Raw genomic sequence first — 15,959 nt, forward strand, 5'->3', positions numbered from 1 at the left:
CGCATCCGAGGGGTTCGGGCTCAGGCGCCGTTGGGCACCACCAACACGTCGTTCTCGGCGATTTCGAGCATGCGTTGCGCCACGCTGCCCAGCAACAGGCCGAGCACCCCGCCGCGCTGCTTCGTGCCCATCACCACCAGGTCGGCCGGGTGTTCCTGACCGTGGGCATTGAGCAGCAGGCCGGGATCCCCGTGTTCCAGCCAGGTCTGCAGGCGCGCGTGCGTGCTCTCGGGCAGCGCGCAAGACTGGATGAAGGCTTCGGCTTCGCGCTGCGCCTGCGCCAGCCCATCGGCGCGCACCTTGGTCTGGTCCACACCGCCGATGGCCGGGTAAGGGTTGTCGAAGGCATGGAACAAGGTGATGTCGGCGTCGGGAAACAGGTCGTTGGCCACCCGCTGCAAGGTGTGGCGCGAGGCCGGCGAGAAGTCGCTGGCCACGACTACCTGCCGGTACGGCGCGCGGGCCCTGTTGCGCACCACCAGCAAGGGCACAGGCGAGCGGCGCACGAGCGCGTCCACGGTCGATCCCAATACCACACGGCTCAAGGCCCCGTTGCGCGCCACGCCGATGACGATGAGGCCGCAGCCTTCGGCGGTGGCCACGGTGAGCACCGTGTCGGTCACCGCGCCCTGCTCCACCATGGGCACCAGCGTGAGGCCTTCGGCCTGCTCCACGTCGGCGCGCAAGTGGCGTTCGGCGCGCACCATGCGCATGCGGTCACCGCCTATCTGCCCCGTGGCACGCGCCAGCACCGAGGTGGCGGCTTCGGCAGGTTCGCTCTCCACGACGGTGAGCGCGACCAGGCGAGCTTGCCATTGGCGCGCGATCCACACGGCGCGGTCGAGCGCGCGGTCGCTGCGGCTGCCGAGGTCGGTGGCGAGCAGGATATGGCGGGGCGTGGCGGATGGATTCAAGCGAAGGCTCCTTTCTGCCGTTGCGGCACAGGCGTCGACCTTAACCGCTGCGGCGCGCCGGGGCCACCGCAGCCTTTGAGCGGGATCAAGTATCCCGAAAGCGGGCATGGGGTCTGCCCATCGAGCGGGCAAGCTGCGATGATGGGACCACCATGAACGCGCTCTTCAACCACCCCGCCATGCAAAGCCTGGTGCTGCCACCGCTGATGACGTGGCTCGCGGTCTGGCTGCTGCGCCGCGCAGCGGGTCCGCGCTGGGCACCGCTGGGCGCGGCCCTGGGCCTGCTGGCGGCACTGGCGTTGCTGCCGGGTTTCGACTGGCCGGCCTTGTCGCGCGTGCAGAAACTGCCCTGGGCCGTGCTCGGCGCAACGTTGGTGTCGGCGACCTGGCTGGCCTTGGCATCGGCCCCGGTCGGCAGCCGCCTGCGGGGTGTGGTCCTGTCGGCCTTGCTGACCGTGGCTGCACTGGGGCTTGCCGCCATGGGCGCGCTCGGTGGTTCCTTGCTGCTGGCGCAACTGGCGCTGATGGTGGCGGCCACCACGGCGGCGCTGGGTCTGTGGGTCTGGTGGCGCCCCGCATCGGGTTTGCGCGTCCCGCTCGCGGCCTTGCTGCCGGGCTTGGTGGCGGCGCTGCTTATCGCATCGTCCCTGTTCGGCGCACCTGGGAGCACCAGCGCGAGCGGCGAGGACGACGTTTACTACTCCCCGCAATGGAAATGAGGTAACGGCATGCCGATGGTGGTTCAGGAATGCGATGTGACGACGCTGGCGCCCAACGCCCCCAGCACCCCGCCTACCGTCGTGACCGATATTCCGCCCGACTGGCATGAGCTCTGGTCCCAAGTGCTGCAGGCGGCTGCGACCGCCAGCACGACCCGCCTGTTGAGCCATGCCAGCGGACGCGGCTGGGTTCTGTCGGGCCGGTGCAGCGAGCGCAGCGCAGCCTTGTTCGGCCTGTACAAACCCGTGCTCGATGCCCGCACGGCGCGCCGCCACGCGCCCTTGTCGATGCCCTGGGTGGTGGCGCAGATGGGGCAAAGCCTCGATGGTTTCGTGGCCACCTCGACGGGAGACTCCTACTACGTCAACGGCCCGCATGGGCTGCTGCACCTGCACCGCCTGCGCGCTCTGTGCGACGCGGTGATCGTGGGCGCGGGCACGGTGGCAATCGACAATCCGCAACTCACCACGCGGCGTGTGCCCGGGCCACAACCGGTGCGGGTCGTGATGGACCCTTCGGCGCGGCTCGACGGGCAGTCCCGCGTGTTCCACGATGGCCAGGCACCCAGCCTCTGGCTCTGCGACACGCGCCACGCAGCGCTGGCCCGTCGGCGCCTGGGCGCGTCAGCGCCCCACACCACCGAGGTGCTCGCGGTGGACGGCTTGCTCGACGGCACCGGCACCTGCCGGCCGGAGCGTGCCGTGGCTGCGCTCGGCCTGCGCGGGTTCTCGCTGCTCTTCGTGGAGGGCGGCGGCACGACCGTGTCGCGCTTCTTCAGGGCGGGCGTCATCGACCGCCTGCACCTGGTCATCGCCCCGGTGCTGATCGGCAACGGCCGCCGCGGTCTGCAGGTGCCGGCGCACGAAGTCATGGCCGATTGCCCGCGTCCACGCGCACGCACCCTGGCCCTGGGCGAAGACATGTTGTGGGACCTGGCGCTGCGCCCGGGCGAGCTTCAGTGAGGCGGCAGCGCGAGCAGGTCCACATGGCCCACGCGCAGACAGCTCGCGCCGACCACGGACGCTCTTCTTTCGCGCCAGGCCCGTAGCAACGCGCTGGACTGGGGCCCTTGCTCACACGCAGCGGCTGCCATGCCGTCGACCAAGGCGCGCTGCAGGCCGACGGCGGGTGCGCCCGCGCGGCCATCGATCCACCAGTCGCTCGGTGCGGTGAACACGCGGTAGCCGGCGTCGCGCAGCGCACGCCGGCAGACGCCGATCGCGTCAGCGCCCAGCGCGGGGCCAAACCCCTTGTCTCGCCGTTGGTGGGCGCGGAACAGCCGGGCCACCGTGGCGTCGCCCGGTTCTGGGGGTGACCAGACATGGCGGCCATCGACATTGAGCGTGAACAACACGGTTGCGCGCGCCGCCGCGATGTGGGCCAGCGCCTGCCGCAGCCAGGCCAGGCCCACCAGATCGAGCAACGCCGAGGCCGTGACCAGATGGGCCGCGTGCCAGGGCAAGCGGTCGACGTGCTGCGCCAGATCGGTCCGCTGCCGCACCGTGCGGGCCTGAAAACCCGGGCCCGACAGGGCCGGCGGCAGGCGCTGCAACAGCGCGGCGTCGTGGTCGAGCATCAACCACTCTTGCTCGCCGCCCAGCACGGGCGCCAGCCAGCGCAGATTCGCGCCGGTGCCGCAGGCCAGATCGATCACGCGCCACGGCACACCCTGCGGCGGCCGAAGCGCGCTCAAGCGGGTCGGCAAGCGCAGGCGGCCCGCTGCGCCATTTCGAGCTGCCGCGTCGAAAGGCTCTCTTTGCCGCAGCCAATCGGCGCTGAAGCTGGCCTTGGGGTCTTTCATGCCACCCCCTCCAGCACGGCCGCGAAGCGCGCTGCCTGTTGCGGCCATGTGGGCAACTGCCGGGCCGCTGCGCGGGCGCCTTCGGCCAGGTGCGCGCGCAGTCCGGCGTCGGTGATCACGCGTGCCAATGCCGCTTGCAAGGACAGCGCATCGCCGGCGGGCACCAGCAGGCCAGCAGCGCGAGGCAAGGTGTGGGCCAACGCGCCGCCATCGGTGCAGACCACCACAAGGCCATGGGCGATCGCCTCGGCCACCACCATGCCGTAGCCCTCGTACAGCGACGGCAGCACGAAAACATCGGCCGCGGCGTAGTGGGCGTGCAGGGCCGCAGCGGGCAGTTCGCCGTGCCAGACCACGCGCTCGCCCAGGGGCGCGGCCTGGGCTTGCACGCGCGCGGCGGTGCCTGGCGCCCGCGCGGTGCTGCCTACGAGATGCAGCACCCACGGCAAATGCACCAGCCCGGCCAGCGCTTCCAGCAGCACGGCGTGCCCTTTGCGCGGTGTGAGCGTGGCCACGCAAAGCAACTGGACCGGGCCACCTTCGTGGCGTGGCGCATGGCTCGGCGACACCGCATCGGTGCCCGGCTCCACCACCGCGATGCGGTCCAAACGAACCCCCATGGCCGCCACGTCGTCCACCGTGCTGCGGCTGGTCACCACGACGTGCCGCGCGAGTTGCAAGGCCTGTGATTCACGGGCCTGCAAACGGGAGCGTTCGTGCGCGTCCAACCCTGTCTCCAGGTGCAGAGGGTGGTGCACCAGCGCCACCCAGCGCAACCGTTGGGCATGAGGCTGCACCTGTTGCGCCAGGCCACCAAAGGCCAGGCCATCGGCGACCACCAGGGCGCCATCGGGCAAGGCCGCGATGCGGCCCGCCGCATGGGCGAGATCGGCGGCCTCTGCACGCGGCCAGCAGCCCTCGAGCGTGTGCACGTCCACCGTCCAGCCCGCCTCGCGCAAGGCCAGCACCAGCCGGCGGTCGTAGGTGTATCCACCAGTTGGCGTGTTCCAGTCGCCCGGTATCAGGACATGGCAAGCCCGCTCGGCCATCGGTTCAGGCGCCCGTGTGCGCCGGTAGCGCACCCTCGTGGGCCGCCCACGCCACGTGCGATTCGTGCAGCGTGACACGCATCTGTTGCAGGCCACTGGCCGTGGCCGTGGGCGCGGCGTGCGGTCCCATCGCGCCGGCGGCGATGCGCGCGGCGATCCGGTCGAAGATCGCCCGCGCCAGAAATTCGGTCGTGGTATTGCGGCCTCGGAACTCAGGCACCTCGTCCAGGTTGCGGAAGTTGAGCGCGGCCAGTTCGTCGCGCAGCACCTGTGTGGCCAGGCCGATGTCGACCACGATGCCATCGGGGTCGAGCGCCTCGCGGCGCAGCTCCAGATCGACCACGTAGGTCGCGCCATGCAGGCGTTGCGCGGGGCCGAACACCGCGCCCTGGAAGCTGTGGGCAATCATGAAATGGTCTCTGACGTTGACGGCGTACATGGGGCTCTCAAGGTAGGGGTGGGTAATCGATGCGCTGGCACAGCGTCGCCGGTGCGCCAGAGCCGGCCAGGCGCTCCAGCACCTGCGGCAGTTCCGCGAACGGCGCGGTGTCGGTGATGAGACGGTCCAGCACCGGAGCGGTGAGCAGCGAAAGCGCCAGCTCCAGCCGCGTGCGGTGGCTCCAGCGCCCACGTTGCCGGGGCGCCACGTGGCCGACCTGCGAGCTCTTGAGCGTGAGCCGCTGCGAATGGAAGGCCTCGCCCAGCGGCACGCTGACGGCACGGCTGCCGTACCAGCTGAGTTCCAACACGGTGGCTTCGAATGCGGCCAGGTTCAGCGCGGTGGCCAGTCCGGCCGGCTGTCCGCTGGTGTGGATGACCAGATCGGCCGGCGTGCGCGCCTGTGCCGGCAGGGCGAAGTCCGCACCCAGCGCGGCGGCGATGCCGGCACGCGAAGGGTTGGTGTCCACCACCTGCACCGAGCCTTCGGGCAAGCGCGCGGCCAGCCAGGCCACCAGCAGACCCAGCGTGCCACCACCCACCACGGCAATGTGCTGACCGGGGCTGGGGTTGGCATCCCAAAGGGCGTTGATGGCGGTCTCCATGTTCGCTGCCAGCACGGCGCGCGCGGCCGGCACGCCGTCGGGCAGCGGCACCACTGCGGTGGCCGGCACCTGGAACACGGTTTGGTGCGGGAACAGGCTGAACACGGTGCGCCCGAGCAGCTCGGGTTGCCCTGCCTCGACCACACCCACGTTCACGTAGCCATACTTCACCGCGCCGCCGAAGCTGCCGGCCTGGAACGGGCCGCGCATGCGCTCGAACTCGCTGGTGGGCACCTCGCCGCGAAACACCAGGCCTTCGGTGCCCCGGCTCACGGCGGTGTGCAGGGTGCGCACGCGGACCTCGCCCTCGCCCAGGGCGGGCAGCGTTTCGGGGCGAATCTCGGCCCGGCCGGGCTCGACCACCCAACAGGCGTGGGCCAGCACTGCAGGGGCATCGTCGACAAGGGTCATGAACGAAAGGATGAAAGTGGTGTCGGAGCAGAAGAGCGTGCATGATCGCCGAGAACCCGGGGTCCGACCACGCACGGATGCAAAACCGATGAAAACCGCCCGCCCAGCTCCAGCTTCTCACGACGCCCTTGCGCAGGTCTTCGGCGCACTGCGGCGCGACGCGGCGCGTGAGCTCATCGCCATGGGTGCGCTGGTATTGGCGCTCGCGTGGTTCCTGAGCGACATGGCGGGCCTGGGCGTGGACTACCGCCTCAAGGCTTTGCTGTGTTTTGCGGCCGGTGCCGCGCTGGTCTGGCGTGGTCTGCCCCACCATCCGCACCCGCGCTTCGGCCCGGCCAACCGCGTGACGCTGGCGCGCCTGGCCCTGATGGCCCTGGTCGCGGCCCTGATCGGCGAAGCCCTGCCCCGCCCGCCCCTGAGCGCCACCTCTCCCGCCGTGTGGTGGCTGGTGGTCGTGGCCACGGCCACGGCGCTGCTCGATGCGGTGGACGGCGCACTGGCGCGCCGCACCGGGCTGTCCAGCGTCTTCGGTGCACGCTTCGACATGGAGACCGACGCCGCCTTCACCCTCGTGCTCTGCGCGCTGGTGCTGCAGGCTGGCCAGGCGGGGCCCTGGGTGCTCGCCTCGGGCCTGATGCGCTATACCTTCGTGGCCGCGGCCCGGCATTGGCCGTGGCTGAGCGCGCCGCTGGCGCCGAGCAAGCGCCGCCAGACGGTGTGCGTGGTCCAGATCACGGTGCTGATCGTGTGCCTGGGCCCGATCGTGCCGCCGTGGCTGGCCAGCGCGCTGGCAGCACTCGGCCTCGCCTTGTTGACCCTCTCGTTCGCCACCGACGTGCGAACCCTGGCGCGCCTGCGCCCCACTCCCCTGGAGGCCTGACCATGCGAATGCCGTTTCTCTCTACCGCCGCCCTGTCGCTGCTACTCGCCACGGGCACCCCGGCCCAGGCGCAGGCCGCGCGCTACCAGCTCGATCCGGACCACATCACGATCGGCTTTCTGGTCGACCACATCGGCTACGCCAAGGTGCTCGGCATGTTCCGCGCGGCACGCGGCAGCTACCGCTTCGACGAGGCGAGCGCCACGCTGTCCGAAGTGCGCATCGAGGTCGAGTCCGCCAGCGTCTTCACCAACCAGCGCAAGCGCGACGACCACCTGAAAGGCCCCGACTTTCTCAACAGCGGCGAATTCCCGCGCATGGTCTTCACCGCCAGCGGTGCCAAGCGCACGGGCGAGCGCACGTTCGAGATCGCCGGCCAGCTCGAACTGTTGGGCAAATCCTTGCCGCTGACGCTGCAGGCCACCTGGAACAAGAGCGCCGAATCGCCCATGGGCGGCCCGCTGAGCAAGCCCTACACGATGGGCGTCTCCGCCCGTGGCAGCTTCAAACGCAGCGCCTATGGCATGAACTACGCGGTGGCCAACGGCTGGGTGGGCGACGAGGTGCCGCTGATCATCGAGTTCGAAGCGGTCCGTCAATGAGCCGCTTCGTGTGAGCACAGCCCCGCCATCGGTGCTCGGCTGGCTGTGGCGCTTCACCCTGGCGTTCGGGGTGCTGAACACGCTGCTGACCTTCGAAAACCGCTGGCCGGGTTTTGGCGTGCACGTCATGCCGCGCCTGTCGTTCGAGCTGTGCGTGGGCGTGGCGCTGCTGCTGGCCTGGGTGGCGTGGCGGGGAGCGCTGTCCGCGCGCGGTGCGACGGTGGCGACCCTCGGCTTCGTCGTGCTCGTCGCCGTGCGTTACGCCGACGTGACCGCGCCCGCGGTCCTGGGCCGCCCCGTCAACCTGTTTTGGGATGGACGCCATGGCGCCGAATTGCTGCGCCTTGCCGCGCAATCGTCTTCCACCGAGCAGTTGACCCTGGGGACGATCGCGCTGGTGCTGGGCACCTTGCTGCTGTTCTTCACAACGCGTGCGGCCATTGCCCTGCTGGCCCGGTGTCTCCGCTGGAAGCCACCGCGTCCCTGGCTGTTGACCGCCGTGACGGCTCTGGCCTTGAGCTTTGCCGCTTACGCACCCGATAGGCGAGACACGCGCTGGTTTTTTTCCCTGCCGCTCACGCCCACGTTGTGGCACCAGGCTCACTTGCTGGCGGGCGCGTGGTGGCCGGCACACCGCGAGGCGGCGCTTGGCCCTGGCCCGGCATTCGACGGTGATTTGTCCGGTCTGGTGGGCGCGCAGAGTCCGGCGGACGTGCTGCTGGTGTTCGCCGAGTCGTACGGAGCCGTGACCTTCGACCATCCGGATCAAGCCACCGCATTGGCCGCTGCCCGCGCGGCCCTGGACAACGCCATCCACCTCAGCGGACGCACTGTGGTGACGGGGCGCGTCACCGCACCTACCTTCGGCGGCGCGTCGTGGTTGTCGCATGCGGCGTTGCTCGCGGGCGTGGACACCTCCCAACCCGCCGACCACGACCTGCTGCTCGCCAGCCAACGGCCTACCCTGGTGAGCCACTTCGCACGCCATGGCTACCGCACGGTGGGCTGGATGCCCGGCCTCAAACGACCTTGGCCCGAGGGTGCTTTCTATGGATTCGAGCGCCTCGCCGACGATGCGGGCATCGGCTATCGCGGCCCGGACTTCGGCTACTGGCGCATTCCCGATCAGGCCGCAATGGCGCTGCTGCATGCGCAGGAACTCGGGCCGCCTCGTTCGTCGGCACAGCCGCGCTTCGTCTTCTTTCCGACCACCAGCACCCACGCCCCGTTCTACCCACTCGCGCCGATCGCACCGGACTGGTCGCGCCTGAGTGGGCCCGATGCCTACACCCAGGCGCAAGTCCAGTCGGCACTGGCCCAGCCACCCTCGCCACAGCAGACCATGGCGCGCTACATCGACAGCTTGCGCTACCAACATGCGTGGATGGCGGACTTCCTCCAACACCACGCGTCGCCTTCCCTGGTGATGGTGGTGCTGGGTGACCACCAGCCGCCCGCGCTGGTCAGCGGACCCAAGGCATCGTGGGACGTGCCAGTGCATGTGATCAGCGACAACCGGGCCTTGCTGCAACGCTTGCTGGGCAGCGGGTTCGTGCCCGGTCTGGTGCCGCCTCCACACGCGCTGGGGCCCCTGCATGCCCTGACGCCCATTCTTCTCAAAGCGTTCGAAGCGCCGAGCGCGCACGAGTCGACGGGGGTCGAACACGTCTCCACCTCAAGCGCTTCTCCCGGCTCCTGAGCGCGCGTCGAGCCAGGCGTGCACGTCGCCCGAGGGCGCGTCGGCTGGCAGGTCGCGCAGCCACTGGCACATCGCGTGGGCAGAGCCGCCGTCGGAATCGAGCAAGCGCAGCCGTTCGCCGATGGACACCGCGTAGCGATAGCGGCCGGGGCCGGCCAGCCACTCCAGCCGGTCGATGCATCCGAGGGCGACATCGCGCACGGCGGGCAGGAACTCGAAGGACAACGCCGGCAGTGGCTGGCTCAAACCCCGCAGCACCTCCAGTTCGAAGCCCTCCACATCGATCTTCACGAAATCGGGAGTGCCGTAATGGGCGATCAACATGTCCAAGGTGCCGACCGCGACCAACGGCCCCTCGTGCCAGCGCACCCTCTGGAAGGACGGGGCGGCACCCGCGCGCCGCACGAAGTCGGTCGACAAAGTCGCCACCGTCGGCGTGCGCGGACTCGCCATCAAGCGCGCGTGTCCAGGCGCGCTGGCGAGCGCCTGGGGCAGCACGACCACCTGCACATCGTCACCGAAACGGCGCTGCAGCAGGCGCACGAAATCCGCCTGGGGCTCCAGCGCGACCACGCGGGCGCCGAGCGCCCGAAACGCCGCCACACGATTCCCTGCATGCGCTCCAACGTCAAACGCCAAACCACTTGCAGGCACAAAGCGCCGGTAGAAGCGCCGCAGTTGCGCGCCGCGCCAGGGGATGGCGCGGTACACAAGCCAGGAGCGCAAGAGACCAAGTTGTCGGTCGCAGCGCAATCGAAGGGAGGAACCTCGGGACATCACGCTATTGTGCGAGGGGGAAACCGCCATCGGAGGTCATAGGAACTGCCGTGCAGGCGTTGTTACGCATTTGCCATTCAGTGTGCCGCAGACCCGGTCCACCCAGTGGAGGCCTCCCATGACCTTGAATATCAAACCGTCGTTGCCTTCGGTCACCTCGACCCCATCCACCCCCTCCAGCGCACCCGACGCGCCGAAGGCCTCCACCTTGGAGGTGGCGAAAGCGGTGGCCACCTTCCGGCAAATTGAAGTCCAGGAAGAGGCGCTCGTCCAGCAGATCAACCAAGGCGACCTGTGGCGCCTTGAACTTAAGCGCATCTGTCGGACACTGGCGGGCGACCTGAGCAATTACTCCCGGACAGATGTTGAAGAGATGGCAAAAGAGGCTCTCAACATCGAATCCAAACTCGAGGCATTGAACAACCCGGAGAGGGCCCGGACCGACGGCCCAAGATTTTGACCAAAAGACAGGAACTTCACCATGAACCAAGAACTTGCCGATCCGAAAGACGTCGCCGCTTGCCTGGAAAAGGTACGCACCACGCTGGGCCAATTGGACGAACTGCAGGACAGCTTGAAGCGGCGCGCCGCCACCCTGTCCGCCAACGCCGAAGAGATCACCGGCCAGCTGCGTTCTGTCGGCATCGACACACCCGAGGCGATCGAAAAGATCTATGAGTCGTTGGACGACGATGTCAAGGCGTCGGTGCGCTCTGTGGCGAGCTTTTCTCCAACGCTTTCCCCTAGCGGTTCGACACCCAAATCCAGGCACATGGGGCGCATGGTTTAAGCGACGAACCATCGCAAGCGATTCCCGCTTGCGTTGGCGCGCAGGCTCACCTCAGGCGTTCGTTCCTCATTCCCACTCAATAGTGGCCGGTGGCTTGCTGCTGACGTCGTAGGTCACGCGGTTGATGCCGCGCACCTCGTTGATGATGCGACCGCTGACCTTCTTGAGCAGCGCGTACGGCAACTCAGCCCAATCGGCCGTCATGAAGTCGCTGGTTTGCACTGCGCGCAGGGCCACCACGTAGTCGTAGGTGCGACCGTCGCCCATCACGCCCACGCTCTTGACAGGAAGGAACACGGTGAAGGCCTGGCTGGTGAGGTCGTACCAGGTCTTGCCGCTGTGCGGGTCTACCGTGGAGCGCAGTTCCTCGATGAAGATCGCGTCGGCACGGCGCAGAAGATCGGCATATTCTTTTCTCACCTCGCCCAGAATGCGCACGCCCAGACCCGGACCAGGGAACGGATGGCGGTAAACCATGTCATGCGGCAAGCCCAGCGCCACACCCAGTTCGCGCACCTCGTCCTTGAACAGATCGCGCAGCGGTTCGAGCAGTTTCAAGCCCAACTGCTCCGGCAAACCGCCCACATTGTGGTGGCTCTTGATCGTGACGGCCTTTTTGCTTTTGGCACCACCAGACTCGATCACATCGGGATAAATTGTTCCCTGTGCCAACCACTTGGCACCTTTTGTTGATGCACCACTTGAAGTCAGTTTGGCGGCTTCGGCCTTGAAGACTTCGACAAATTCGCGGCCGATGATCTTGCGCTTGGCCTCCGGATCGCTGACGCCGGACAGGTGACCCAGGAACTGATCGGCCGCGTCCACGCGGATCACCTTGGCGTGCAGCTTGCCGACGAACATGTCCATCACCATGTCGCCCTCGTTCAGGCGCAGCAGGCCATGGTCGACGAACACACAGGTCAGCTGGTCGCCAATGGCGCGGTGGATCAGGGCTGCGGCCACGGACGAATCGACGCCGCCCGACAAACCCAGAATGACCTCTTCGTCGCCCACCTGTTCGCGGATCTTCTCGACTGCTTCGGCAATATGGTCGCGCATCACCCAGTCAGGGTCGGTGTCGCAGATCTCGAGCACGAAGCGCTCCAACAGCGCCCTGCCCTGCACCGTGTGCGTGACCTCGGGGTGGAACTGCACCGCGTAGAAGCGGCGCTCTTCATCGGCCATGCCGGCGATGGGGCATGAATCGGTGCTGGCCATGAGCTTGAACCCCGGGGGCAGCTCGGTGACTTTGTCGCCGTGGCTCATCCAGACCTTGAGCATGCCGTGGCCTTGCGGCGTGGTGAAGTCGGCGATGTTCTTGAGCAACGCGGTGTGCCCACGCGCTCGCACCTCGGCGTAACCGAACTCGCGCGTGTGCGAGCCTTCCACCTTGCCCCCCAGTTGTTGCGCCATGGTCTGCATGCCGTAGCAGATGCCGAGGACGGGCACGCCGAGCTCGTAGACCGCGTCAGGCGCCTTGTCGTCCACCTCGTACACGCTGGCGTGGCTGCCCGAGAGGATCACGCCCTTGAGCTGACCATCGGCGGCGAATTCGCGCACCCATTCGCTGCTGACGTCACAGGGATGTACTTCGCAGTACACGTGTGCCTCGCGCACGCGGCGCGCGATCAGTTGGGTGACCTGGGAACCGAAATCGAGAATGAGGATTTTCTGGTGCTGCATGGCGGGTTGGATCGTCGCGTCAGGGAAAAGAAAAAGGCCGTCTCGCGGACGGCCTGTGGGGTGGACCTGATCAGTCCGCCCGGTAGTTGGGCGCCTCTTTCGTGATCTGCACGTCGTGCACGTGGCTCTCGCGGATGCCGGCCGACGTGATCTCGACGAATTCGGCCTTGTTGCGCATGTCTTCAATGCTGGGGCAGCCGCAGTAACCCATGGCCGCGCGAAGGCCGCCGGCCATCTGGAAGATGATGGAGACCACGGAACCCTTGTAAGGCACGCGCCCCTCGATGCCCTCGGGCACCAGTTTGTCGGCGTTGGGGTTGCCGGTGCTGCTCTCCTGGAAGTAGCGGTCGGCGCTGCCTTGCTGCATGGCACCGATGGAGCCCATGCCACGGTAGCTCTTGTAACTGCGGCCCTGGTACAGCACGATCTCGCCAGGTGCCTCTTCGGTGCCGGCAAAAATACCGCCCATCATGACGGTGTTGGCGCCCGCCGCGATGGCCTTGGCGATGTCGCCGCTGTAGCGAATGCCGCCGTCGGCGATCATGGGCACGCCCGTACCCTGCAAAGCGCTGGCGACGTTGTCGATGGCCATGATCTGCGGCACGCCCACACCCGCCACGATGCGGGTCGTGCAGATGGAGCCAGGACCAATGCCGACCTTGACCGCATCGGCGCCGGCTTCCACCAGCGCCAAGGCCGCAGCGCCGGTGGCGATGTTGCCGCCGACCACGTCGATATGCGGGTAGTTCTGCTTGACCCAGCGCACGCGGTCGATCACGCCTTTGCTGTGGCCGTGCGCGGTGTCGACCACGATGGCGTCGACGCCGGCCTTGACCAGCGCCTCCACGCGCTCCTCGGTACCCTCTCCCACCCCCACCGCAGCACCCACGCGCAGGCGGCCGGCGGCGTCGCGCGCGGCGTTGGGGAAGTTGAGCTGCTTGGTGATGTCCTTGACCGTGATCAGGCCCTTGAGCTCGAAGGCGTCGTTGACCAGCAGCAGGCGCTCGAGCTTGTGCTTGTTCAGCAGCGTCTTGGCCTCGGCCGGCGTCGTGCCATCGGGCACGGTGATCAGACGATCGCGCGGCGTCATGATTTCGCTCACCGGCAGGTCATAGCGGGTTTCAAAGCGCAGGTCGCGCCCCGTCACGATGCCGACCACCTTGCCGGCGTCGACCACCGGGAAACCGGAAACGCCCAGGTCGTCCGAGAGCTTCATCACCTGGCGGATTGTGGTCTGCGGAGAAATCACCACGGGATCGCGCAACACGCCCGATTCGTAGCGCTTGACCTTGGCGACATGGGCCGCCTGCTCTTGCGCGGTGAGGTTCTTGTGAATGATGCCGATGCCGCCTTCCTGGGCAATTGCAATGGCCAGGCGGGCCTCGGTCACCGTGTCCATGGCCGCGGAGACCAGGGGCAGATTCAGGGTGATATTGCGGGAGAACTGGGTGGCAAGCGAGGCGTCCTTGGGCAGGACCTGGGAGTACGCTGGCACCAGCAACACGTCGTCGAAGGTGAGCGCTTTGCCGAGGAGGCGCATGGGTAAAGCTCCAAAAGGGTGGATTGTAGCCGGGCGTCCCTAGGACAAACCCGCGCCGGGGTTGCCGTGCCCACAACCGCCCATGTGCCCAAATCGACCGCTCCCGCGCTTCTTCGGCCCACGCGCCATGGCCCATGCAGGCCCCTCGCTACACTCGCCGAATGCTTCAAAAAACCACCTTTTCCCCGTTGTGGCGCGCCCTCGCGTTGACCGGGCTGTTGCTGACGTCCAGCGTGTCGGCTCTCGCGCAATGGCAATGGGTGGACGACGGTGGTCGCAAAGTCTTCAGCGACACCGCGCCGCCCGCCAGCGTGCCCGAGCGGAACATTCTCAAACGCCCCAATGGCGCCCCCGCCGCGCCTCGCGTGGCCGCCCCTGCGGCACAGGACGACAAGGCCGCGTCCAACCCGACCCCGCAGGCGCCCACCGTCGACAAGGAACTCGAGGCCCGCAAGAAGCAGGCCGAACAGGCTGAAGAGGCCAAGCAGAAGGCCGAGGAGCAGCGCGTGGCCAAGGCCCGCAGCGACAACTGCGAGCGCGCCCGTAAAGCCAAGGCCGCTATCGATTCCGGCGTGCGTCTAGCCACCACCAACGCCAAGGGTGAGCGCGAGATCATGGACGACAAGGCGCGTGCCGCCGAGTCTCGGCGTCTCGACGAGATCGTGCGCAGCGACTGCGGCCCCATGCCCAGGCCCACGGCTCAGTCGGCGGTTCAGTAACCTGCTTTGGAGCCCGGGCGCCGCCGGGCGAACAAGCCTGTGGAGCGCGCGCCCTGTCCCGCAAAGCGCTCGCGACGTGCCACTTTGGGGTCCACCCGCAGACCGCGCACCACTTCCACGCGATCACCCTCTTTCAGCACACGATCCCACGCGGCCTTGCGGCCCCAGATGCCTGCCGTCAGCGCTTCTGTTTCGATTTCGGGAAAGCGCTGCAACCACCCTGCGAGCTCCAGCGCGCCGCGCAAGGTGCATCCTTCGCGCACCGTCAATGCGACTTCATGCACCGCGCGCGGTGCCAGGGCGTAGAGAAGAACAATCTTCATGGCCGCGCCGATCAGTTCGTGCCATAGACCTGATCGGCCCGCTTCACGAAGGCGTCCATCAGGCTGCCGGCGATCTTGTCGAACACGGGCCCGATCAGTGCCGCCAAGGTGCCACTGGAAAAGCCATAGCTCAGCTGAAACTCGACTTTGCAGGCCCGCTGCGCGCCATCGCCCAAGGGGGTGAACGACCAGACGCCATCAAGGGCGGAGAAGGGTCCGTCGACCAGCTTCATGAGCACTTTGCGGTCGGACTCATGGGTGTTGCGGGTCGTGAAGGTCTGGCGCAAACCGCTGATGGAGATGCCCACCCGGGCCACGACACCATCGTTCAATCGCTCCAGGACCTCACCGTGATCGCACCAGGGAAGAAACTGCGGGTAGCGCTCGATGTCGGTGACCAGCGCAAACATTTCGTGTGCGCTGTGCCACAGCAGGACGGACTTGTGAATGGTTTTCATACAATCCAGCCCATTGTATTGGCCTCAAACGGCCTCACCTTGCCCCTTCATGGCCACCAAAAGCAGCAAAGAATCCTCCGCGAAAACCGGCACCGACAGCCGCATTGCCGACAACAAGAAAGCCCTCTTCAACTACGCCATTGAAGAGCGCTTCGAGGCCGGCATGGTGCTGGACGGCTGGGAGGTCAAGGCCTTGCGCGAAGGCAAGGTGCAACTCACCGATGGCTACGTGGTGATCCGTGACGGTGAGATGTTCCTCATCGGCTGTCAGATCAACCCTTTGCACACGGCGTCTTCCCACGTCAGCCCGGATGCCGTTCGCACCAAGAAGCTGTTGCTGCACAAAGAGCAGATTCGCCGCCTCATTGGCAAGGTCGAGCAGAAGGGCTACACCCTGGTGCCGCTGAACCTGCATTGGAAGGGCCGCAACGTGAAATGCGAGATCGCGCTCGGCAAGGGCAAGGCCGAGCACGACAAGCGCAACACCATCAAGGACCGCGAAGGCCAGCGCGAAGTGGATCGCGCCATGAAGTCGCGCAACCGGTGATGC

Annotated in this window: 19 protein-coding genes; 9 read left to right on the forward strand and 10 right to left on the reverse strand. The window is 67.5% G+C overall.

Going from position 1 to position 15,959, the window contains the following annotated elements:
* Window positions 1-20: 20 nt before the first annotated feature.
* Entirely contained in the window at window positions 21-914 is an 894-nt protein-coding gene (locus F9K07_RS15320; RefSeq protein ID WP_159594254.1) for a universal stress protein, read from the reverse strand.
* Between the two features lie 152 nt (window positions 915-1,066).
* Between F9K07_RS15320 and F9K07_RS15325 the strand changes: the two genes are divergently transcribed.
* Together F9K07_RS15325 and F9K07_RS15330 are read left to right on the forward strand one after the other, a co-directional pair.
* Window positions 1,067-1,633: a hypothetical protein gene (locus tag F9K07_RS15325; protein ID WP_159594255.1), complete on the forward strand. Its 567-nt coding sequence runs from the start codon at window positions 1,067-1,069 to the stop codon at window positions 1,631-1,633.
* Between the two features lie 9 nt (window positions 1,634-1,642).
* Entirely contained in the window at window positions 1,643-2,596 is a 954-nt protein-coding gene (locus F9K07_RS15330; RefSeq protein WP_159594256.1) for a RibD family protein, read from the forward strand.
* Here the strand turns inward: F9K07_RS15330 and F9K07_RS15335 are convergent.
* From F9K07_RS15335 to F9K07_RS15350, 4 genes are read right to left on the reverse strand one after another with little or no spacing between them, the layout of a single operon-like run.
* Window positions 2,590-3,435, reverse strand: a complete 846-nt coding sequence (locus F9K07_RS15335) for a class I SAM-dependent methyltransferase (protein WP_159594257.1) — start codon at window positions 3,433-3,435, stop codon at window positions 2,590-2,592. The genes F9K07_RS15330 and F9K07_RS15335 overlap by 7 nt on opposite strands.
* Complete coding sequence (locus F9K07_RS15340) at window positions 3,432-4,484, reverse strand: glycosyltransferase family 4 protein (RefSeq protein WP_159594258.1); 1,053 nt, start codon at window positions 4,482-4,484, stop codon at window positions 3,432-3,434. The genes F9K07_RS15335 and F9K07_RS15340 overlap by 4 nt, the downstream gene beginning before the upstream one ends.
* A 4-nt stretch (window positions 4,485-4,488) precedes the next feature.
* Window positions 4,489-4,923 carry a 6-pyruvoyl trahydropterin synthase family protein gene (locus tag F9K07_RS15345; RefSeq protein ID WP_159594259.1) on the reverse strand — a complete coding sequence of 145 codons (435 nt, stop codon included), beginning with the start codon at window positions 4,921-4,923 and terminating at the stop codon, window positions 4,489-4,491.
* A gap of 7 nt (window positions 4,924-4,930) precedes the next feature.
* Window positions 4,931-5,938, reverse strand: a complete 1,008-nt coding sequence (locus tag F9K07_RS15350) for a zinc-dependent alcohol dehydrogenase (protein ID WP_159594260.1) — start codon at window positions 5,936-5,938, stop codon at window positions 4,931-4,933.
* Window positions 5,939-6,026: 88 nt separating this feature from the next.
* On the opposite strand from F9K07_RS15350, the gene F9K07_RS15355 reads away from it, so the two are divergent.
* Genes F9K07_RS15355 through F9K07_RS15365 form a run of 3 tightly spaced genes read left to right on the forward strand, consistent with a single transcriptional unit; the run spans window position 6,027 to window position 9,119 of the window.
* The gene (locus tag F9K07_RS15355; RefSeq protein ID WP_159594261.1) at window positions 6,027-6,818 is read left to right on the forward strand and encodes a CDP-alcohol phosphatidyltransferase family protein; all 792 of its coding nucleotides are present in this window, start codon (window positions 6,027-6,029) and stop codon (window positions 6,816-6,818) included.
* A gap of 2 nt (window positions 6,819-6,820) precedes the next feature.
* Window positions 6,821-7,420 (forward strand): YceI family protein, encoded by a 600-nt coding sequence (locus F9K07_RS15360; protein ID WP_159594262.1) that lies wholly within the window; start codon window positions 6,821-6,823, stop codon window positions 7,418-7,420.
* A gap of 10 nt (window positions 7,421-7,430) precedes the next feature.
* On the forward strand, window positions 7,431-9,119 hold the full coding sequence (locus F9K07_RS15365; RefSeq protein ID WP_159594263.1) for a sulfatase-like hydrolase/transferase: 1,689 nt from the start codon (window positions 7,431-7,433) through the stop codon (window positions 9,117-9,119).
* Here F9K07_RS15365 and F9K07_RS15370 read toward each other — a convergent pair.
* On the reverse strand, window positions 9,096-9,845 hold the full coding sequence (locus tag F9K07_RS15370; RefSeq protein ID WP_236581272.1) for an FkbM family methyltransferase: 750 nt from the start codon (window positions 9,843-9,845) through the stop codon (window positions 9,096-9,098). The genes F9K07_RS15365 and F9K07_RS15370 overlap by 24 nt on opposite strands.
* A gap of 169 nt (window positions 9,846-10,014) precedes the next feature.
* On the opposite strand from F9K07_RS15370, the gene F9K07_RS15375 reads away from it, so the two are divergent.
* Entirely contained in the window at window positions 10,015-10,356 is a 342-nt protein-coding gene (locus F9K07_RS15375) for a hypothetical protein (RefSeq protein ID WP_159594265.1), read from the forward strand.
* 21 nt (window positions 10,357-10,377) lie between these two features.
* Window positions 10,378-10,686: a hypothetical protein gene (locus tag F9K07_RS15380; RefSeq protein WP_159594266.1), complete on the forward strand. Its 309-nt coding sequence runs from the start codon at window positions 10,378-10,380 to the stop codon at window positions 10,684-10,686.
* A gap of 66 nt (window positions 10,687-10,752) precedes the next feature.
* Here the strand turns inward: F9K07_RS15380 and guaA are convergent, their stop codons facing one another.
* Together guaA and guaB are read right to left on the reverse strand one after the other, a co-directional pair.
* Window positions 10,753-12,369, reverse strand: a complete 1,617-nt coding sequence (gene guaA / locus F9K07_RS15385) for a glutamine-hydrolyzing GMP synthase (protein ID WP_159594267.1) — start codon at window positions 12,367-12,369, stop codon at window positions 10,753-10,755.
* 70 nt (window positions 12,370-12,439) lie between these two features.
* Window positions 12,440-13,909, reverse strand: a complete 1,470-nt coding sequence (gene guaB, locus F9K07_RS15390) for an IMP dehydrogenase (RefSeq protein ID WP_159594268.1) — start codon at window positions 13,907-13,909, stop codon at window positions 12,440-12,442.
* A gap of 161 nt (window positions 13,910-14,070) precedes the next feature.
* Here guaB and F9K07_RS15395 point away from each other — a divergent pair, with 161 nt between their 5' ends.
* On the forward strand, window positions 14,071-14,628 hold the full coding sequence (locus F9K07_RS15395; protein WP_159594269.1) for a DUF4124 domain-containing protein: 558 nt from the start codon (window positions 14,071-14,073) through the stop codon (window positions 14,626-14,628).
* On the opposite strand, the gene F9K07_RS15400 is transcribed toward F9K07_RS15395, so the two are convergent.
* A complete protein-coding gene (locus tag F9K07_RS15400; RefSeq protein ID WP_159594270.1) occupies window positions 14,622-14,951 on the reverse strand; it encodes an RnfH family protein in 330 nt (109 codons plus the stop codon). The two genes, F9K07_RS15395 and F9K07_RS15400, sit on opposite strands and share 7 nt — an antisense overlap.
* Window positions 14,952-14,962: 11 nt before the next feature.
* Window positions 14,963-15,409 carry a type II toxin-antitoxin system RatA family toxin gene (locus F9K07_RS15405; protein ID WP_159594271.1) on the reverse strand — a complete coding sequence of 149 codons (447 nt, stop codon included), beginning with the start codon at window positions 15,407-15,409 and terminating at the stop codon, window positions 14,963-14,965.
* A 49-nt stretch (window positions 15,410-15,458) separates the two neighbouring features.
* Between F9K07_RS15405 and smpB the strand changes: the two genes are divergently transcribed.
* Window positions 15,459-15,956, forward strand: a complete 498-nt coding sequence (smpB, locus tag F9K07_RS15410) for an SsrA-binding protein SmpB (RefSeq protein WP_159594272.1) — start codon at window positions 15,459-15,461, stop codon at window positions 15,954-15,956.
* Window positions 15,957-15,959 lie beyond the last annotated feature (3 nt).

Source organism: Hydrogenophaga sp. BPS33, from assembly GCF_009859475.1.
Lineage (GTDB): Bacteria > Pseudomonadota > Gammaproteobacteria > Burkholderiales > Burkholderiaceae_C > Hydrogenophaga.